General features: G+C 54.2%; 19 protein-coding genes and 2 pseudogenes. 15 read left to right on the top strand and 6 right to left on the bottom strand.

Annotation, left to right across the window (positions count from 1 at the left end):
• Positions 1–72: 72 nt before the first annotated feature.
• Positions 73–560, top strand: a pseudogene (locus M0746_RS04185) (IS5 family transposase); the annotation flags it as partial.
• A gap of 415 nt (positions 561–975) precedes the next feature.
• Here M0746_RS04185 and M0746_RS04180 read toward each other — a convergent pair.
• Positions 976–1,151 (bottom strand): annotated as a pseudogene (locus M0746_RS04180) (helix-turn-helix domain-containing protein); the annotation flags it as partial.
• 272 nt (positions 1,152–1,423) lie between these two features.
• On the opposite strand from M0746_RS04180, the gene M0746_RS29140 reads away from it, so the two are divergent.
• The 8 genes from M0746_RS29140 (at position 1,424) to M0746_RS04140 (ending at position 8,731) form a co-directional block, all read left to right on the top strand.
• Positions 1,424–2,914, top strand: a complete 1,491-nt coding sequence (locus tag M0746_RS29140) for a sugar ABC transporter ATP-binding protein (RefSeq protein ID WP_258451429.1) — start codon at positions 1,424–1,426, stop codon at positions 2,912–2,914.
• On the top strand, positions 2,911–3,333 hold the full coding sequence (locus tag M0746_RS04170; RefSeq protein ID WP_258448304.1) for a hypothetical protein: 423 nt from the start codon (positions 2,911–2,913) through the stop codon (positions 3,331–3,333). The genes M0746_RS29140 and M0746_RS04170 overlap by 4 nt, the downstream gene beginning before the upstream one ends.
• Positions 3,334–3,419: 86 nt before the next feature.
• On the top strand, positions 3,420–3,872 hold the full coding sequence (locus M0746_RS04165; protein WP_258448303.1) for an ABC transporter permease: 453 nt from the start codon (positions 3,420–3,422) through the stop codon (positions 3,870–3,872).
• Between the two features lies 1 nt (position 3,873).
• Entirely contained in the window at positions 3,874–4,920 is a 1,047-nt protein-coding gene (locus M0746_RS04160; RefSeq protein ID WP_258448302.1) for an ABC transporter permease, read from the top strand.
• A 56-nt stretch (positions 4,921–4,976) separates the two neighbouring features.
• Positions 4,977–6,227: a sugar ABC transporter substrate-binding protein gene (locus M0746_RS04155; protein WP_258448301.1), complete on the top strand. Its 1,251-nt coding sequence runs from the start codon at positions 4,977–4,979 to the stop codon at positions 6,225–6,227.
• Between the two features lie 49 nt (positions 6,228–6,276).
• Positions 6,277–6,831, top strand: a complete 555-nt coding sequence (locus M0746_RS04150; protein ID WP_258448300.1) for a hypothetical protein — start codon at positions 6,277–6,279, stop codon at positions 6,829–6,831.
• 30 nt (positions 6,832–6,861) lie between these two features.
• Positions 6,862–7,776: an N-acyl homoserine lactonase family protein gene (locus M0746_RS04145; RefSeq protein WP_258448299.1), complete on the top strand. Its 915-nt coding sequence runs from the start codon at positions 6,862–6,864 to the stop codon at positions 7,774–7,776.
• Positions 7,769–8,731 (top strand): 3-hydroxyacyl-CoA dehydrogenase, encoded by a 963-nt coding sequence (locus M0746_RS04140; protein WP_258448298.1) that lies wholly within the window; start codon positions 7,769–7,771, stop codon positions 8,729–8,731. The genes M0746_RS04145 and M0746_RS04140 overlap by 8 nt, the downstream gene beginning before the upstream one ends.
• 183 nt (positions 8,732–8,914) lie before the next feature.
• Here M0746_RS04140 and M0746_RS29390 read toward each other — a convergent pair whose 3' ends face one another.
• Positions 8,915–9,163 carry a TetR/AcrR family transcriptional regulator C-terminal domain-containing protein gene (locus tag M0746_RS29390; RefSeq protein WP_446731314.1) on the bottom strand — a complete coding sequence of 83 codons (249 nt, stop codon included), beginning with the start codon at positions 9,161–9,163 and terminating at the stop codon, positions 8,915–8,917.
• A 139-nt stretch (positions 9,164–9,302) separates the two neighbouring features.
• Entirely contained in the window at positions 9,303–10,163 is an 861-nt protein-coding gene (locus M0746_RS04135; protein WP_258448297.1) for an NmrA family NAD(P)-binding protein, read from the bottom strand.
• Positions 10,164–10,269: 106 nt separating this feature from the next.
• Here M0746_RS04135 and M0746_RS29135 point away from each other — a divergent pair, with 106 nt between their 5' ends.
• Complete coding sequence (locus M0746_RS29135) at positions 10,270–11,274, top strand: AraC family transcriptional regulator (protein WP_342454957.1); 1,005 nt, start codon at positions 10,270–10,272, stop codon at positions 11,272–11,274.
• Between the two features lie 14 nt (positions 11,275–11,288).
• On the opposite strand, the gene M0746_RS04125 is transcribed toward M0746_RS29135, so the two are convergent.
• The 3 genes from M0746_RS04125 to hisD all read right to left on the bottom strand — a co-directional run bounded on the left by M0746_RS04125 (position 11,289) and on the right by hisD (position 15,075).
• Complete coding sequence (locus M0746_RS04125) at positions 11,289–12,167, bottom strand: SDR family NAD(P)-dependent oxidoreductase (RefSeq protein WP_258448296.1); 879 nt, start codon at positions 12,165–12,167, stop codon at positions 11,289–11,291.
• 92 nt (positions 12,168–12,259) lie between these two features.
• Positions 12,260–13,651, bottom strand: coding sequence for a GntP family permease (locus tag M0746_RS04120; RefSeq protein WP_258448295.1), 1,392 nt, complete (start codon positions 13,649–13,651; stop codon positions 12,260–12,262).
• 116 nt (positions 13,652–13,767) lie between these two features.
• Positions 13,768–15,075: a histidinol dehydrogenase gene (gene hisD / locus M0746_RS04115; RefSeq protein ID WP_258448294.1), complete on the bottom strand. Its 1,308-nt coding sequence runs from the start codon at positions 15,073–15,075 to the stop codon at positions 13,768–13,770.
• A 133-nt stretch (positions 15,076–15,208) separates the two neighbouring features.
• On the opposite strand from hisD, the gene M0746_RS04110 reads away from it, so the two are divergent.
• The 5 genes from M0746_RS04110 to M0746_RS04090 all read left to right on the top strand — a co-directional run bounded on the left by M0746_RS04110 (position 15,209) and on the right by M0746_RS04090 (position 19,473).
• Entirely contained in the window at positions 15,209–15,961 is a 753-nt protein-coding gene (locus tag M0746_RS04110) for a LacI family DNA-binding transcriptional regulator (RefSeq protein WP_258448293.1), read from the top strand.
• Positions 15,961–16,272 carry a substrate-binding domain-containing protein gene (locus M0746_RS04105; RefSeq protein ID WP_258448292.1) on the top strand — a complete coding sequence of 104 codons (312 nt, stop codon included), beginning with the start codon at positions 15,961–15,963 and terminating at the stop codon, positions 16,270–16,272. Before M0746_RS04110 ends, M0746_RS04105 begins: the two co-directional genes overlap by 1 nt.
• Positions 16,273–16,559: 287 nt before the next feature.
• The gene (locus M0746_RS04100) at positions 16,560–17,681 is read left to right on the top strand and encodes a Re/Si-specific NAD(P)(+) transhydrogenase subunit alpha (protein WP_258448291.1); all 1,122 of its coding nucleotides are present in this window, start codon (positions 16,560–16,562) and stop codon (positions 17,679–17,681) included.
• A gap of 11 nt (positions 17,682–17,692) precedes the next feature.
• Positions 17,693–18,043 (top strand): NAD(P) transhydrogenase subunit alpha, encoded by a 351-nt coding sequence (locus M0746_RS04095; RefSeq protein ID WP_046042645.1) that lies wholly within the window; start codon positions 17,693–17,695, stop codon positions 18,041–18,043.
• The gene (locus M0746_RS04090) at positions 18,040–19,473 is read left to right on the top strand and encodes an NAD(P)(+) transhydrogenase (Re/Si-specific) subunit beta (RefSeq protein ID WP_258448290.1); all 1,434 of its coding nucleotides are present in this window, start codon (positions 18,040–18,042) and stop codon (positions 19,471–19,473) included. The genes M0746_RS04095 and M0746_RS04090 overlap by 4 nt, the downstream gene beginning before the upstream one ends.
• Positions 19,474–19,621: the final 148 nt, after the last annotated feature.

Genomic DNA, 19,621 nt, shown 5'->3' with positions numbered 1-19,621 from the left:
CCGAAACCAATTTGAATTCCACGGGCGTTGAGACTCAGTAAAGTCCGCGACCATCAAAGGAAGGAGACCACGATGGCCAAACGGTACGAACTCCCCCGACGCAGCCTGGGATTTGGTTGCAGATATCTTCTATGAGCCACGCCGTAGCGGGCGCCCACGAACAGATGATCGTTTGATGCTCAACGGCGTCATTTAGGTGCTCTGCTCTGGCGCTGCCTGGCGCGATATGCCTGAGCGCTTCGGCCCCTGGTCGACGGTTTATCAGCGCTTTCGTGATTGGCGCAATCGCGGATCGTTTGACCAGATGCTCAAGCGCCTTCACATCAAGCTCAACGGGCAAGGGTTAATCGATCTGGAAACCTGATGATTGACTCCACAGCCGTACGAGCAACCCGAGCCTCTTCTGGTGCTGGGAAAAAGGGGCCTGAAGAACCGCAAGACCAGCGCTCGGGCGCAGCCGGGGCGGCCTGACCACCAAAATCCATATGCTCTACAATGCCAACAGCGTCCCGCTGAAGTTTCTATTGTCGAGTGGACTGGCCAGCGATATTGCTTACGCGCACCGGGCATATTCAGGCAAAGTGAGTTGGCTGGACGCTTACAGACCTACATATTTTCTGCCTGATGGGCAGCAAATCGGTCCCGATAGAAGGCGTGCAGATTTGGCGAATATCGGTATATATCCTGTTGGCTATAAATTATAGTCAGCAGGATATATTCGGATATTTTCCGCCGGTAGGTATCCATCAGCACTGCAGCGCCACCCTTGCGTTCATCAGCGAAGTATGGATCGACACCGTCATCCTGCGCTCATGTAATCGACTCGGGCGGTAATGGCAAGGCAGTTGAATCGTACGGGGCAAATTCGAAGAAAATGGCTGGCCAGGTCGAATGAAAATAGGTGGGCAAATCTTGCGATTACTCATGCGGACTTGCATTTTCGTTAAAATGCGAAAATTTTAGGAGCGTAAATTGTTAAGTCAATTCGCCATCTCGAGAGAAGCGTTGTGCGTACTCCGTTGGGCTCACCCCAAGACGTCCACAAACGCATTCCTTAGGACATCCACGCTGTGATAACCACAGCGACGGGCGACTTCTGATATCGACTGTCCTCCAAGCTCCAGTTCTCTACAAGCTGCTTCCACCCTAACCCTTCGTCGCCCCGCGACGCGCATTCGTCGGCTAAAAACCTCCTCTCCTAATTTCTCTTGACGATCTGAAGAGCTTGGTCATAGACTCGGTTGCATGCGTATGCAATACCGCCAATTCTAGGTATTGAGCGCAGCCCGAACTGGCTAGCCGCACGTTATTTTTTACCGACGAGCGCTTGCCAGGACGAAAAATAAAAATAAAAGCAGGTGATGAAGATGCATGCGTCCGCACACCCAGAAAAACCGATCTTGCAGGTTGACGGCCTGCGCAAATCCTACGGGCCGACCAATGCGCTCGGCGGAGTCAGCTTCGATATCCAACCAGGGAAGTACATGCCCTGCTTGGAGAGAACGGAGCCGGAAAGTCGACACTGGTTAAGATTCTGACTGGCGTCGTTTTCCCCAATGAAGGTTCGATGCTTTTTGCCGGACAAAACTATTCTCCCCGCACGATTCTGCAAGCCCGCTCGGTAGGCGTAACAACAGCTTTCCAAGAGCTGAGCTTGCTCTCCAATTTGACGGTTGCAGAGAACTTGTCGTTGCCGACGCTCACCAAAGGTTGGTCGGGACTAAATTCCAGAGCAGAAAACTGTGCGGCCGCAGTAGTAACACTCCTCAAATTTGGTCTTTCCGAACTCGATCCGATGACATTGGTAAGTGACCTTTCGCTTGCTGATCGGCAACGACTTGAGATCGTTCGCGCTTTAAGCCATTCACCTTCATTGCTGATCTTGGATGAGCCGACGGCTGTGCTTCCCTCGACAGACTGGCTGTTTGATCTGATTCGCAAAGAGACAGTTAAGGGCACAGCCGTCTTGTACATCTCTCATCGTTTGAACGAGATTCGCCAACTCTGTGGTCGTGCGACTGTTCTTCGAAGCGGTTGCAGCATCGGAACAACCGATCTTGGTAACACCGACGACTCACAAATATTCGAAATGATGGTCGGCCAGCGAATGGCCTTGGCGCCGAAGCGGTCATCGTTGAGCAAGCAAAATAATGCCTCTCCGACGCCCCGGTTTCGAGTCGATGGGCTAAATGCGGGGATCGTAAAAGATCTAAGCTTGAGTCTTCACCCAGGTCAGATCGTGGGGCTGGCGGGATTAGATGGCCAAGGGCAATGTGATCTTTTCCATGCGCTTTATGGCCTGATTCCCAAACGAACCGGAAACATCGAGGTAGAAGGAAAAAAGGTCACTATCAATTCACCTTCAGCAGCCCTTGCCGCTGGAATCCAAGTCGCTCTTCTACCCGAGGAGCGTAAAACCCAAGGGATTTTTGGTGACTTGGCTGTGCGCTCGAACATGGCGATTTCGGCATTGAATCAAATAGGACTTTTCGGGCTCACGAACCGCAAAAACGAAAGGAAGCTCGCCAAGGAAGTAGCTGGCCAGGTTGATCTGCAAGACCGATATCTAGACTTTCAAATCAAAGATCTTTCCGGAGGAAATCAACAAAAAGCTCTCCTTGGCCGAGTATTGCTCACTGGCGCCAACACCCTTCTACTCTTCGATCCAACTCGTGGCGTCGATGTAGGTACCAAACAAGCTCTGTATCTCGCCATTGAGGACTTCGCTCGCAAGGGTGGCAGCGTCCTGCTCTACTCCTCTGAGCTTGCCGAACTTGTCCGGTTGAGCGACCGCTGCTTGGTAATCTACGAGGGTCGGATAGCCGCTGAGTTCGAAGATCAGTCGATTGAAGAGAGGAATCTGGTTGCTGCTGCGACTGGGCATCATCGGCATACGGCAGGAGAGGCAGTATGAAGAAGTCCGCCCTCTCCTTTACATCAATAACCAAGAGTGGTGCTGGCACGGCAGCATTGCTCTACGCATTGCTGTTCCTGGCATATGCAAGCGTCGAGCACAGCGCATTGAGTGTTTCTGCATTCAGTGATCTCGTAAACAACGCCTCTCCTTTGGCCATTGCCGCCGCCGGCGGAACACTCATCATTTTGCTACGAGGTTTCGACCTTTCAGTTGCCGGCGTCATTTCTTTGGTCAACGTGATTCTTGCTAGCTACTCACTAGATGGTGCCTCAGGGGCAGCAGTAAGTCTCTGCATCGCATTAACCATCGGCGGTCTAATAGGACTACTCAATGGTGTCTTAGTCGCCTATGGGGGTTTTCAATCCATCGCCGTTACTTTGGCGACAATGATCATGACGGGGGACTTGCTCTGGTAATTCTCGACGCTCCTGGCGGATACGTTCCTGACTGGCTGAGTGAGACATTAACGGACACAGTTGCTGGAATCCCAGTATCTGGCCTGGTGCTTCTAGTGGTTATCGCGTTATGGGCCATTGTCCGTAAAACGGATTTCGGTATTTCCTTGTATGCGGTTGGTCAAGACGAACATGCAGCCTCTCTTTCAGGCATCAAGGTACAGCGAACCCGCTGCGTTGCATTCGTCATCGCAGGGGCGCTGTATGGGCTTAGCGGCTACATGCTTTCTGCGCAAACCGCCACCGGTAACCCTACTGCAGGCAACTCTCTTCTCCTTCTCACCTTCGCCGCAATAGCACTTGGCGGGACGTCGTTTCGCGGAGGTAAAGGTGGACTCACCGGCAGCATCATTGGCGCTGCCAGTCTCATGCTTCTGCAGAAGCTTCTGTTTTCCATTGGCGTTCAGTCTTTTTACATCGGTCTACTGCAAGGCATCGTCATGATCATTGCCGTAGGGCTCATGAATGCTACCGAATGGTTTGGCGCCAGGAGGGTTTGAGATGACCAGTGCTCGGATTAACTCAACCAAGAACGTGCAGGCCTTACCCGTGAATGAAGTCACTACAGACACTCGAAAATCTTCACGCATTTCGCGGGAAACCTTAAACATTGCCGCCGTCTTCCTGCTCTGTGTGGTGGCGCTCTTCGCTGCAAAATGGATCAATCCAAACGCCGGTGGATTCCAACAGTTGGAGACCATTCTTATCCTTTGCTCCTTCCTGGTGGTGGTCGCTTTCGGCCAAGGGCTAGTAGTGCTGATTGGCGGATTAGATCTCTCTATTCCATCAGTAATCACGCTAGGAGGAGTTCTGACCGCTGTCTGGGTCGGTGCAGACGGCGGATTATGGAAAGGCATTGTAGTTCTCGCTGTATGCGCTGGGGTCGGTGCAATAAATGGGCTTGGCGTTGCGGTCTTCAAAATCCCCGCATTCATCATGACCCTAGCGATGGGCATCATCATCTACAGCCTCTGCTTGGGGGCTACTGGCGGCTCACCTGATGGTGTTTCGCCCAAGGCGTTAACCTGGCTGATGAGTGCCCGTGCACTTGGCATTCCGGTGATCGTAATCTTCACAGTGGTAGGGGCTATCATTGCATTCACCGTGCAGTCACGCACTCGATTTGGTACTCGGCTTTATGCGTTAGGGTCGAACCCAATGGCCGCTAAATTTGCAGGTCTCCATACGGTCAAACTGACCATCATGACCTACGGTCTCTGCGCACTACTTGCGGGGATCACCGGAATGCTTCTGGTGGGCTATTCGAATGGTGCAACGCTGCGGATGGGTGAGCCCTACTTACTGCCATCGGTGGCCGCCGTTGTGATCGGGGGATCGTCCATCAGCGGAGGTCGAGGTAGTTTCATCGGCACGCTCGCAGGCGCACTGCTGCTTACCATATTGGACATGATCATCTCGAGTCTGGGTTTCTCCCAAGGGTGGAGAACCGTCATCTCTGGGGCAATCATCCTCTTTGCCATTCTGCTTCAGCATGAGGGAGCGATGGACTACTTACGCTCGTTGAAACGTCGAAAAAACAAAAACTAACTCGCTTTTTCGATTGAAATTCATAGCTACTTACAACAACAAAAGGCGCATAAAAAATGAATAGAGCATTTGAGTTCCAAGCCTCCCGGCTGCATAAAAAAATGGTGGCACTGCTTGCGTGTGTAGTAGCACCTTTGGCGCTATGCGCAGCTCCGAGTGCAGTAAGCGCGACTCCAAAAGATCACTACGTGATCTACTTAAGCCTGAGTTATAGCGGCAACGCGTGGCAATCGGAAGCGGCAAACCTGGTCAAGGCCCTGGCTAAAACGCCTCCATACGACAAGATGGTGGAGCTTCGGGAAGTTATCTCGGGCACTGACGTGCAGGCGCAAATATCGGCATATGAAAGCATGATCGCTGCCGGCGCTGATGGAGTTGTCAGCTTCCCTGTGTCGCCTACCGCGTTAAATCGCACCATCAAAAGAGGGTGCGAGAAAGGCGTGCTGTTCTACATGTACGACTCGACCGTTACCGAACCCTGCGCCTATAACGTCAGCTACATCACTGCTGGTTTTGGTGAGAACACGGCTCAAGCGTTGGTGAATGAACTCCACGGAAAAGGGAAGATCTTCCTGAGTCGCGGAGTTCCAGGTAACTCGGTAGACAAACGCCACTATGACGGCGCCATGAAGGTCTTCATGGCCTATCCCGGCATTCAGGTTGTCGCCGAATATTATGGCTATTGGGATGATAGAACCACCCAACAGGAGACAGCTAAGGCCTTGGCTGCACACCCCGATGTTGATGGTATCTGGGCCCAGGCTGGCGAGAATGGCGCGCTGAAGGCGTTGATCGCGGCGAACCACAAGCTTGTACCAATGACTGGCGAAAACTCCAATGGTTTTCGGCTCGGACTTGCAAATCCTGAGTACAAGGCCAAGGGCCTGAGCGGTGTGTCCTCTGGCTCGCCTCCAGCTGCTGCGGGGTTTGCGTTCAAACTGCTGATGGAGCAGTTGCAAGGCAAGCGGGAGATGAAGGTTCACAACATCGAATACGCCTTGCCATGGGTTCCTGCAGATAAGGTCGTCATCTGCAAAGGTGACAAAGTCACCTCAGACTGCAACACCCTCGCCGAAGGAAAAGTGCCGGACTCGTTCGTCGCCGAAGTCTTCGACCAAGTGCTGCTTCCTGAGATTTCGCTCCAGTCAGCAACCGATGGAATTCCAACGCCCGGCGCCAGTATTCAAGCGTTACCTGAAGACGCAGTTCGAGCGGCTGCGAACGAACCAGGAATCAACTGCGCCAAATGTGATGCGCCCGCCAATTTATACCAGCTGACCAAAATAGAGTCGTTCGACGCTAAATAGCCGTACCTGAGCCTGAACCCTCGGGTTCAGGCTCAGTGGGAGAACAAAAATGACGTTACTACTGACTTCGACTCGCTTTGGAATTACAGAGCAAGCATTCGACGATGTCGAGCCGACGCCGCCCGATGAAGTAGGCGTCGGCATGCGCACGGATGAGTGGGTGTTCTACTCCGCGCAGATCCGAACCTATTACGACCAAATCAACGGGATTATCGGGCAGCTAGCAGGCTTACTGATCCTGGGACAAGCGAGAAGCTGCTTCGAAGTCTATTACAACCTCGCGGCGACACCACTTGATCAAATTGAAGACTGCCGCTGTGCTCTTTCCAAGATCCGTCCCCCTACAATCGCAGCCAAGCATTTCGCCCATTTGTCTCGCGCAGCAGAGCGTGTTGATGACATTGCTCGCTCACTCCGTCATTCGGTGGCATCACCGGAACGGCTCAGGATTGAAATACCAAGAATGGTTGATGGACTTGAGGGGGCGTGCTTGATTCTTCGATGCGCTGCTGATCCCGTGGTGCGCTTACAAACAATCGATTTTGGGCAGGGCTGCGCGTGCTGCACACCCGTTTCAGAACTGACAAATCGCAGCTCGATTTAACTCGTGCCAAATAACAACAAGAGGTGACCTATGTCTGGCAACGCTTACTCAATTTGGGTACTCGAATACAGCTATGTGATGGACTACGCGGTAAGCGGCATTGTGTTTGGAGCTCACAACCAAGGTGTTCGCAAGCTTCCTTACTGCTACGTCGTAATCAAAGGCAACGGTCGCACCATCATGGTCGACGTAGGCTATAACAACAAAGATTATGGAGGATATCTTGAGAGAAAATTCGGGGTTCAAAACTGGCATTCACCTGCAGATGTGTTGCCCAACTGTGGCATCACTCCCGAAGAAGTCGACACCATCATCCTTACGCATGCTCACTTTGACCACCTAGGTAATACCGACGCTTTCCCGAACGCGACTTTTTATATCCAAGAAAAAGAACTCGCAAAATGGATCTGGGTGATGTCTTTGCCGAAGAGTCAGCAGTGGATGATGATCGCGACCGATCCATCGGATGTCCTACGTGCGGTGAACCTCGCTAAAGATGGTCGCCTGAGATGCATTGACGGCCCTTTGGCTGATCTCGTACCTGGTATTGACCTCCACGTAGCCTATGACAGCCACACCTATGCATCAATGTGGGTGCATGTGCGCAACGACCTCGCCAGAGAGTCGCAGAACGGATGGGTGCTCGCGGGAGATCTTGTTTACAGCTATGACAACTTCCTTGTCGAGCCTGAAGTGGTCGATGGCGAACTGAGCGGGACTTTGCACACAACCCCCGTCGGACTCGCTGTCGGCAGTCAAACCAATCTGGTGCTGGCGACGGAGGAAATGCTCAAGGTCGTCGATTACGAACCCAAACGTCTTATTCCGATTCATGAGGAGCGTCTAAAGGACGTTTTCCCCTCACGGATAACCACCCAAGGTCTTCGTATCACGGAGATTTGCCTTGGCCAACAACAAATGTCGAAGGTGACTAACAATGCGTGAACTTGAATCCCTGACCAAAGGCCGGCCTATTGCGATTGTAGGAGCGGGCCTTGTGGGTGCCGGATGGGCATTAGTCTTCGCTCGAGCAGGGCTCTCTGTTCGAATCTATGATGCCAATCCCTCCATTTCCCAAGCGTCGATACCTCTGATCGAAAAACAAATTGCTGACCTAACTGGGTTCGGGTTATTGGCTGAATCCACAGACGCAATACTCGCCCGTCTGACAGTTTGCGACACGCTTGCAGAAGCAGTAGACGGAGCAGCTTATGTTCAAGAATCCATACTTGAGCGCACTGATGTAAAGCGAGAGCTGATGCTTGCGCTTGAAGACGTCGCCGGGCCTGATTTGATTATCGGCAGTTCCAGTTCAGGGATTCCGGCCTCCGCCTTCGCTTCAGGTTTGAATATCTCCTCCAGGGTCATCATTGCTCATCCGGTGAACCCACCTTATCTTGTACCGGTGGTCGAAGTTGTACCATCGCCAGACACCTCCCCATCAGTTACCCAGTTTACTGCAGCTCTTATGGAAGCAGTGGGTCAAAGCGTTGTTCATGTGCACAAGGAAGTTGAAGGATTCGTTCTGAATCGTCTCCAAGCTGTACTGTTACGTGAGGCTTGGTCGCTTGTGGAAGATGGTGTCGCCACATGTGAAGACATCGATAAAACAATACGTGACGGTTTGGGGTGGCGCTGGTCGTTCATGGGCCCCTTCGAAACTATCGATTTGAATGCCGTGGGTGGCGTCGCTGACTACGCCCAACGCTTGGGCCCGCTGTATCGCAGCATTGCCGATTCACGCTCGCATCAGGATGACTGGAGTCCAGAGTTAATCAAAGAAGTGGAAGGCCAGCGTCGGCAATACCTCGGCCACGATGACCTTGAGGCTCGACGTGGATGGCGTGATCGGGCTCTTATGGCCTTCAGTGCTCAACGTCGTAAATCAGATACGCGCTGATCCACGAAGAATGCCGAAGACGGTGACGGCTTCAGCATTCTCCACGACTCAAACTATCTACGACGTTCCGCCCCGACTTACAACCTACGGCGGTTTCAAGTTCCGGGGGCCACGATAGGCAGTGCCGGAGCTGTCTCGCATGAGGATGGTCTTGCTCCGGGATCGCTGTCAGCCACGGGCGATTTAAGGTCTAGGCGCATAGCCCAGTAAAAAGGTGTCCAGCGCTCGTTCCACCGCCTGACGGATAAAAGTGGCCGTAGGCTTCTTTTTGACCCCCAGCAGACACAGTGAGACCGTTTCCGAATTCAGCAAAGCCATCAAATGGCGGGCTGCGACTTGGGGATCGCATAGCCGCAGTTCTCCCGCCTCAATTCTGCACGTCAGGAATGCTGCAAGTTCGACGACGCCCTTCTTGGCCCTACACCGCGCAATAGGGTTTGATCAGCACGCAGTTGTCACGCTTTACCAACCTGGTGACTTTCTACAAGACATTGGGCGGGGGATGGATTGATACCACCGGAATGCCGGTCGCCACTGTGGTAACGGCATTCAAGGATTGAAGGCATCGCACCTATAAAAAGCTTTTTTCGAGCCAGGTTGCGAATGTCGTAGGTGTCGTCGACGCCGGCGTGCGCGCCTCGCGTTGGTAGAGGCCTTCACGAATAGCGCGGTGCATGGCGCACAGATCGTCAATAAGATTCGGCGGCACGCCGTGCCCCTGCAACCCCTCGAAAAAGATCTTCTCCAATACTTCCTGGCATCGGACAGACCGCCCAAGGAACGCACTGAACCGGTCGGCAATTTGCTTGCCGTCCAGATCCTCGGGGCCATATATCAACCGGTAAGTCGTACCTGTCCAGGCGGGCCCAGTCAGTAACTGTGCCGCAACTTCAGCCACGTCGCTCGCAGTACAAATCGGAATCGCCAGTTCCACAGGACGCGGCAGGGTTATCGCCGATTGAGCGAGGACCTGCCGTCGGTATTGCAAAAAATTCTCGGCGAATGAGCCACACCGCAAAATAGCCTTGGGCGTCGAAATCGCCGAATAAATGTCTTCTGAACGGTGCAGAGCGCCAATAGGGCCGGCACCATAGGCCGGGTATCCAGCGCTGGAAACTACAACGAGGCGCGCGAGATTGCTTCGCTGAACAGCATCGGTCAGGACATGCGCAAAACGAACGTAATGCGGTTCGAAACGCCCATTGATATGGCCCGGCGGCGTCACCCAAAACAGTGCCTCTGCACCCTGTAGTGCTGCGTCCAGAGCTGCCGGGTCGTCACTTGAGCCTATGACGATATCTGTCTTTGACTTAACTGCGCAATCAAGCCTCTCAGGGTCTCGTGCCAACAGCCGAACAGGCTGTCCATCGGCAATCAGTTTGGTGGCAAGCTTGGACCCAATATGACCCGATGGGGTGGTGACGACGATCATTGAGACGCTCCTCGATTGGCGATCAGCTATCATCGTTTGATAAAATCGGCGTATCAATGCCGGAAAATCCCAGTTTTTTGTTCAAAGAGCCCAACGGAAGGCAATCGTGGATGTGTTAACACAGGTATTGGATGCGGTGCGGTTATCAGGCACGCTTACCTTTTGCGGTGATTTCGCTGCGCCTTGGGGTTTCGAGAAGACTGCGTTAAGTGGGATTCCTTTCCACATTGTCCAGGCGGGCGAGGCATGGTTGCACTGTGCCGGTGCTGACGCTCGGCAACTGGAGGTAGGTGATAGCGTCTTTTTTCCGACAGGTGCCGCACACAGTCTCGCAAGTGGGCGAACGACAGCATGCATGGCGTTTCCTGATCTGTTAACGCATTCCGGGCACCCAGCAACCATGCCCGATGCGAATGAACCTCGATCGCCGCTTCGCGTCGCTTTCGGCGATGTCGGGGCACGCACGCAGTTGTTGTCTGGAATCTTCGCGTTGAACGGATCTAGCGGGTCTCCATTGCTACAGGGGTTGCCGCCGATGGTCATTATCCCTGGCCATAATGGAGGCGTGCCGTACTCGATTCAGCATACAGCCTCGGCATTACTGGCAGAGCTCGATACGCCGGCGCCAGGCTCATCTGCGATTGTGCGACGGTTGGGCGAAATCCTGTTTGTCCAGATGCTGCGCCGCTACATTGTCGAAGCGGATACGACGGCAACCGGATGGCTGCTGGGCGTCTGCCATCCCCAAATTGGACGTGCGCTGATGTTGATCCATGCCGCACCGGAACGCTTTTGGACGATTCCCCTCATAGCCTCTGAATTGGGTACGTCACGCTCACGACTCGCAGAGGCGTTTTCGCGAGTGGTCGGACAGCCGCTCGGCCAGTATTTGACGGCGTGGCGCATGCAGATCGCCGCGCAGCGCCTTGCGTCGGCGAATCCGCCCGGCCTGGCCGATCTTGCCCGACAAGTCGGATACCGGTCCGACGTCGCCTTCGCCAAAGCATTCAAGCGCTGGGCCGCGTGCACTCCGCGCGCCTACCGATTGCGAGCGCTGGATCTGCTCGACATGCCGCTGGCGCATCGTGCAAACCAAGCCAGCGCCCAGTAACTGAATAGTGGGAATTACTGAGCGGTCCATCCCCCATCGACTTTCAGCGACGTCCCAGTAACCATCCGTGCTGATGGCCCTGCGAGGTAAAGGGCGGCACCCACAACGTCTTCCATTTTGGCCATATGCCCCATTGGAATTTTCGAGACCAGAAAAGCCTCCTTCTCCGGCGTATCTACGATTTTGCGAACCATCGGCGTATCCACAAATGTCGGACAAAGGGTATTCACGCGTATGCCACGGTCAGCCAGCTCGACGGCCATGGCTTTTGTCAGCCCTTCAATCGCATGCTTGGTCATGCAGTAAACAGTACGATTCGGTGAGCCCACGTGTCCCATCTGTGATGAGACATTGATGATGACACCAACGTCCTTTCCAGTGTTTGCCAACATCTTCTCGACCGCTGCTTGCGCCGTGACAAAGCACGCCTTCACGTTGAGATTGAGCATCGCATCCAAATGCTCGTCACTCACTTCCAGGATTGGTTCGGGATAGTTAGTCCCTGCGTTGTTCACCAAAATATCGAGTATCGGAATGCTGCGAATAACCGATCTAATGGCAGCGCTATCCGTGACGTCGCAAATCATCGTCTTGACGTTGCCACCCCGATTGCGGATGGAGTTTGCCACTTCATCGAGATTGCTCTGCGTTCTTGCTACTAAAATCAGATCTGCCCCTGCTGCACTAAATGCTAACGCGACGCCCGCGCCAATTCCGCCACCGGCGCCAGTGATCAGAGCGACTTTTCCATCCAAGCGAAAGGATGGCATTCCTAGGGTTTCGGATTCGCTTATCACGGTCTTCTCCTCACGTATTTTACGGGCCACAGAAGGTCTGAAAGCAGCAAACGAAAGCACTGAATGGCTTTTGAAAACATCATTCATTGTCATCATTCAAAACCTCATACCCACCGGGCAAACCTGGCCGTAGAGGTTTGCATACTACGAGCCGAAAATGCAGCTGATGGCGATCCTTTCTGTCGTACTTACACGATGCCAAACGTATAAAAGACTGCTATTGCAAAGAAAGAACTCAATGTCTTGAAAATCGTGATGCCAAATATGAATTTGTACGCTTCACGGTGCGTTAATCCCGTGACAGCCAGGAGCGTGATTACGGCCCCGTTATGAGGAAGCGTGTCCATGCCGCCAGCGGCCATCGACGCCACGCGATGCAATACTTCTAGGGGAATATGCGCAGCGTTGGCAGCCGCCACAAAGGTTTCGGCCATCGCTCCTAACGCGATACTCAATCCACCGGACGCTGATCCAGTGATACCCGCAAGGATGTTTATCGTGAGGGCTTGGTTTAGCAGAGGGTTAGGTATCGCTTTCAACGAACTCGCGACGGAGAGGAAACCTGGCAGGATGGCAATCACTGCGCCAAAACCATACTCCGACGCAGTATTGAGCGTTGCCAACATAGCTCCCCCCACCGCCGCGCGACTGCCCTCAGCCAGCTTAGCGACCACAGCTTTGAAAGCAAAAATCAACACTGTGATAATGCCTACAAGCAAGGCAGCTTGAACCGCCCAGATCGCGATCATCTTCGAAACCTGAGTTTGGACAGGCGCTTTCAATCCAGGAAGTGCGATGTCGTAGACAGAGCCGTACCAGTGAGGGATCCAGTAGGTGAAAGCCAGGTTCATGACACCGACCAACACTAAAGGAAGTATCGCGATGAGAGGGTGAGGCAGCGGGATATCTTCCGGCGTTTCTGGCTCGTTGCGAAGATCTGTTCCGTAGCCTTCGCCCGTTCTACGCGCCTTGCGACGATAGTATTCGAGATAAATGAATCCACAACTGAGTACAAACACAGATGTCGCCAACCCTAACCATGGCGCCGCCCAAGAGGTAGTGCCGAAGAAAGTCGTTGGGATAATGTTGAGAATTTGTGGCGAACCGGGCATTGCGTCCATCGTGAACGTAAATGCGCCCAGTGCGATGGTGGCTGGCATTAACCGCTTTGGGATATCACTTTGCCGGAACATTTCTGCGGCAAAAGGATAAACCGCAAAGACTACGACGAAAAGCGATACACCACCATAGGTCAATAGACCGCAAACCATCACGATGACGGGAATAGCTCTCTCTTTGCCCAATAGCCTGATGAACGCTTGGACAATTGAACGAGAGAAGCCCGACATTTCGATAAGCTTACCGAATACTGCGCCGAGCAAGAAAACAGGGAAGTAGAGTTTTACAAATCCAACCATCTTCTCCATGAAAATATCAGTAAATACCGGAGCGACAGCGCTTGGCTCTGTTAAAAGAACAGCAGCAAGAGCAGCTATTGGTGCGAAAATAATCACACTGTATCCACGGTAGGCGACAAACATTAGGCCGCATAACGCAAGCAACGCAATAATTACACTCATATGAGGATCCACGAAGCCCTGCCGCGCTCGCACCCAAGTTACAGGTGACGGCGCGGCAAATGATTATTGTTATTATCGGGCCACTTGAAGTGACCCAAGCCCGCTACTATCACTCTTTATTCAGCGATACCTGCGTATGGAACATCCTTATGACCATAGCGACGCACGCGGATGTTTGCTTGCTCACCGTGCCCTGCAAAACCTTCCAGCGCACAAAGACGCGAGCAGTACGAACCAACCAAAGCAGAAGCTTCGTCAGTCATAACTTTCTGATATGTGCAGGTTTTCAGGAATTTACCGACCCACAGACCACCGGTGTAACGGGCAGCTTTTTTGGTTGGCAGAGTGTGGTTAGTACCAATTGCCTTGTCACCGAATGCTACGTTAGTGCGTGGGCCAAGGAACAAAGCACCGTAGTTACGCATATTGGCGAGGAACCAGTCTGGATCCTTAGTCATCACCTGAACATGCTCAAATGCCAAATCGTTGGCAATCGACAACATTTCTTCGTCGCTATCAGCCACGATTACTTCGCCAAAATTTTCCCAAGCTTGGCGAGCAACACCGGCGGTAGGAAGGATCTGCAGCAGGCGCTCGATTTGAGCCATGGTATCGCGGGCCAGCTTCTCGGAAGTGGTCAGTAGAATTGCTGGGGAATCAGGGCCATGTTCGGCCTGGCCGAGCAGGTCGGTAGCACAGATTTCGCCGTCGACGGTGTCATCAGCAATAACCAGAGTTTCGGTTGGGCCTGCGAACAAATCGATACCCACACGACCAAACAGCTGGCGTTTGGCTTCGGCTACGAAAGCGTTGCCTGGGCCCACCAAGATGTCTACAGGAGCGATGGTTTTGGTACCAATGGCCATTGCGCCGATAGCCTGGATACCACCGAGGCAATAAATTTCGTCAGCGCCAGCCATATGCTGGGCAGCGACAATCGCGTGTGCAGGCTTTCCATTGAAAGGAGGAGCACAGGTGATGATACGCGGCACACCTGCGACCTTTGCAGTAATGACCGACATATGGGCTGACGCCAGCAGTGGATATTTACCCCCTGGAACGTAGCAGCCTGCGGCATTCATTGGCAGGTTTTTGTGGCCGAGAATAACGCCCGGCAAGGTTTCAACTTCGATATCTTGAATGCTGTTGCGTTGATGTTGCGCGAAATTACGCACTTGGGTTTGAGCAAACTCAATATCGGCAATGTCGCGCTTAGTCAGTTGTGAGTAGCAGGCGTCGATCTCTGCGGCAGTAAGCCGATAGCTGTCACGTTCCATTTTATCGAATTTAACGGCGAGGTCGCGTATCGCGGCATCTCCACGCGCTTCGATATCGGCAAGAATTGTTTCAACAGTGTCGCGAACCTGACGGTCGGCAGATTTTACGGCTTCCGCTTCAGCGCCTTTCTTCAGCCACTTAGCCATTTGCAGTCTCCTGGGATTGTTTTTTTCGGATGAGTGCATACGTATGCAGAGCCATCATAGAAGACTCTTCAGTGGTTTGAAAAGGGGTAGATGCGTAGGATGCGATTTTTATTTTCGTTCAGGGTAACCGTCCATGGCTGAATCTATTCGCCGCCCCGCCACGGCCCACGACGTAGCTAGGCTCGCTGGAGTCTCTCAGTCTGCGGTATCGCGTACCTACACCAAGGGCGCGAGTGTGGCCCCAAAAACCAGGGAAAAAGTCGAAGCTGCAGCAGCAGAGCTCGGATATCGTCCAAATTTGGTCGCACGCTCATTAATTACCCGCCGATCAAACCTCATCGGTGTAGTCATTCCAAGCATGGCCAATCCTTTCTACTCCGAGGTGCTCGAAGCGCTTTCCAAAGCTTTTGAGTCCATGGAGTATCGAGTGCTGCTTTTCTCGATGGTTACCAATGAGGATTCAGACCCAATCCTTGAAGAGGTGCTGCGGCATCGTGTCGAAGCATTGATTCTGGTATCCGCAACTCTTTCGTCGCACTTTGCTGAGGAATGCAAGCAAACCGGTCTCCCTGTTGTGCTCCTCAACCGGAAAAATGACAGCGAAACAGTCTCGAGCGTGACCAGTGACAACGCTCAAGGGGGCGCTCTTATCGCCGACTTCCTAGTGTCTACACGCCATCAAAACTTGGCCTTCATCGCAGGGCACGAAGGCTCTTCCACAAGCCGTGACCGAGAACGTAGTTTTTCGCAGAGACTCCAAGAGCATGGATTTCCTGCACCTTTACGGGAGGTAGGCAACTACAGCTTTCAAACGGCTATGGAGGCCACCCGTCGATTGATGTCCCTTGCGAATCCCCAGATGCGATTTTCTGTGCAAACGATTTAATGGCTCTTGCGGCGTTGAATGTAGTCACCCGTGAATGCGGCCTGATACCCGGGAAAGATATTTCGATTGTCGGATTCGACAACATCGAGATGTCAAAATGGCCAATGATTGGGCTAACCACGTACCTGCAGCCAATCGACCAGTTGGTGCAACGAACAGTTGATGTTATTCGCGCCCAGCTCGCAGCCAATACCACTCCATCCATTCAAGAGGTATTAGCGGGCCAGCTCATTATTCGAGGTAGCACACGTCTACCTGAGACAGGACTAAGAGAAATCGATGGCAATACCGTCTGGCAGATGATTCAGTAATTTCCCCCTTTCCATCGTTCGATTTTGCCCCCGCTCACTACGCGGGGGCTTTTCTCCTCTCCTTTACACCCGCTTTTCCTTTCTCACCCAAAAACTATCGGCACTTGAAGCAGCATACAAAGGAGTTGATTATTGCATACGTATGCAATATCTTTTCTGCCACTCATCAATGGTGCCTGCGATTTAGCGCTTCCCATAATGGGTGTCGACCGTTTGCAGTCATGGGCTCCTCCCCTAAAAGGCAGGTAGCAACGTCTCTTACAAGAATAATATTACGGAGGTGGGAAGTGCATATTAGCGTTCCTCTCGAGATACAAATGGGTGAAACACGTGTTGCTGCAACCCCGGAAACCATCAAAAAACTGATCGGCCAGGGCCATAAGGTCACTGTGCAAACCGGCGCCGGCGTCAAAGCCAGCGTTGTTGACAGTGCTTATGAAGCCGCCGGCGCAACCATTGGCAGTGCCAACGATGCGTTTGGCGCCGAGCTGATCCTCAAAGTCGTCGCGCCAAGCGATGCCGAACTGGCGCTGATCAAGCGCGGTACGGTGCTGGTGGGCATGCTCAACCCGTTCAACAACGAAACCATCGCCAAAATGGCCGAGCGCGGGATTACCGCGTTCGCACTAGAAGCGGCACCGCGCACCTCGCGGGCGCAGAGTCTTGATGCGTTGTCGTCGCAGGCGAACATCGCGGGGTACAAAGCGGTGCTGCTCGCCGCTCACTATTACCCACGCTTCATGCCGATGCTGATGACTGCTGCGGGCACCGTGAAAGCGGCGCGCGTGCTGATTCTCGGCGCGGGTGTGGCCGGCCTGCAGGCGATAGCCACGGCGAAACGTCTGGGTGCAGTGATCGAAGCGTCCGACGTGCGTCCAGCGGTGAAGGAACAGATCGAATCCCTCGGCGCCAAATTCGTCGACGTGCCTTACGAGACCGATGAAGAGCGCGAGTGCGCCGTCGGTGTCGGCGGTTACGCGCGGCCGATGCCGGCGAGCTGGATGCAGCGTCAGGCCCAGGCTGTGCACGAGCGCGCCAAGCAGGCCGATATCGTCATCACCACCGCGCTGATTCCGGGCCGCAAAGCGCCGACGCTGCTAAGCGCCGAGACTGTCGCGCAGATGAAGCCGGGCTCAGTGGTCATCGATCTCGCCGCCGCTCAGGGTGGCAACTGCCCACTGACCATTGCCGATCAGGTGGTAGTCGAACACGGCGTGACCATCGTGGGCCCGACCAACCTGGCCAGCGCCGTGGCGGCCGATGCTTCGGCGCTGTACGCCCGCAACCTGCTGGATTTCATGAAACTGTTGTTCGATAAAGACGGAAAACTGGTGATCAACCTGGAAGACGATATCGTCGCCGCGTGCCTGATGTGCCGCGACGGCCAGATCGTGCGCAAAAACGGCTGAGGATAAAAACAATGGAAGACATGCTGATCTCTCACGGTATCTACAACCTGATCATCTTCGTGCTGGCCATCTATGTCGGCTACCACGTGGTCTGGAACGTCACACCGGCCCTGCACACACCGCTGATGGCGGTGACCAATGCCATCTCGGCCATCGTCATCGTCGGCGCCATGCTCGCCGCCGCCCTCACCGTGACCCCACTGGGCAAGACCATGGGCACCCTGGCCGTGGCCCTGGCCGCGGTCAACGTGTTTGGTGGCTTCCTGGTGACCCGGCGCATGCTGGAAATGTTCAAGAAAAAAGCGGCCAAAGCTCCGGCTGCCAAGGCCGCCGCAGTCAAGGCCGAGGTGCAGCAAGCATGAGCATGAACCTAGTTACTTCCCTGTATCTGATCGCCTCGGTCTGCTTCATCCAGGCGCTCAAGGGGCTCTCGCACCCCACCACGTCGCGTCGTGGCAACCTGTTCGGCATGCTCGGCATGGGCCTGGCGATCCTCACCACGGTGGGCCTGATCTACAAGCTCGGCGCCGAGCTCGCACACGATGGCATCGTCTACGTGATCGTCGGCCTGCTGATTGGCGGCACCGCCGGTTCGATCATGGCCAAACGCGTGGAAATGACCAAGATGCCCGAACTGGTCGCCTTCATGCACAGCATGATCGGCCTGGCCGCGGTGTTCATCGCCGTGGCCGCCGTGGTCGAGCCGCAGTCCTTGGGCATCGTGCAGAACCTCGGCGACGCGATCCCGGCCGGTAACCGCCTGGAACTGTTCCTCGGTACCGCCATCGGGGCCATCACCTTCTCCGGCTCGGTCATTGCCTTCGGCAAGCTGGCCGGCAAGTACAAGTTCCGCCTGTTCCAGGGTGCACCGGTACAGTTCGGCGGCCAGCACAAGCTGAACCTGCTGCTGGGCCTGGCCACACTGGGTCTGGGCGTGACCTTCATGCTCACCGGCGACTACACCGCCTTCGCCGTGATGCTGGCCCTGGCCTTCGTGCTCGGCGTGCTGATCATCATCCCGATCGGCGGCGCCGACATGCCGGTCGTGGTGTCGATGCTCAACAGCTACTCCGGCTGGGCAGCGGCGGGTATCGGTTTCTCGCTGAACAACTCGATGCTGATCATTGCCGGCTCGCTGGTCGGCTCCAGCGGTGCGATCCTCTCGTACATCATGTGCAAGGCGATGAACCGCTCCTTCTTCAACGTACTGCTCGGTGGTTTCGGCAATACCGCCGATGCTGGCCCGGCAGGCGCCAAGGAGGCTCGCCCGGTGAAATCCGGCTCGGCTGACGACGCGATCTTCCTGCTGACAAACGCTGACACCGTGATCATCGTTCCAGGCTACGGTCTGGCGGTAGCACGGGCGCAGCACGCGCTAAAGGAACTGACCGAGAAATTGACCCATCACGGTGTGACCGTGAAGTACGCGATTCACCCGGTGGCAGGTCGGATGCCGGGGCACATGAACGTGTTACTGGCCGAGGCCGAAGTGCCTTACGACCAGGTGTTCGAGATGGAAGACATCAATTCCGAGTTCGGTCAGGCCGATGTGGTACTGGTGCTGGGCGCCAACGACGTGGTCAACCCGGCTGCGAAGAACGATCCGAAATCGCCGATTGCCGGCATGCCGATCCTCGACGCGTTTAAAGCCAAGACCATTATCGTCAACAAGCGCTCGATGGCCAGCGGCTACGCCGGTCTGGATAACGAACTGTTCTACCTGGACAAAACCATGATGGTCTTCGGCGATGCTAAGAAGGTCATTGAGGACATGGTAAAAGCTGTTACCTAACCTCTTATCAGGCGGGCCAGGTCTATGACTTGCCAGCAGGAAATACGCTGCTAGTTCTAAGGAGCCTCGACCCGCAGCTTTGCGACATACCCGTAAAAAGTTTCTGCCTGAATGCATGAACTTGAACGACCCGCGATCAGGGCGTGTG

Source organism: Pseudomonas sp. S11P7 (genome assembly GCF_023195435.1).
Lineage (GTDB): Bacteria > Pseudomonadota > Gammaproteobacteria > Pseudomonadales > Pseudomonadaceae > Aquipseudomonas > Aquipseudomonas fluorescens_G.
The sequence above is the reverse complement of the archived record's forward strand: the minus strand, read 5'-3'. Positions and strand labels throughout refer to the sequence as shown.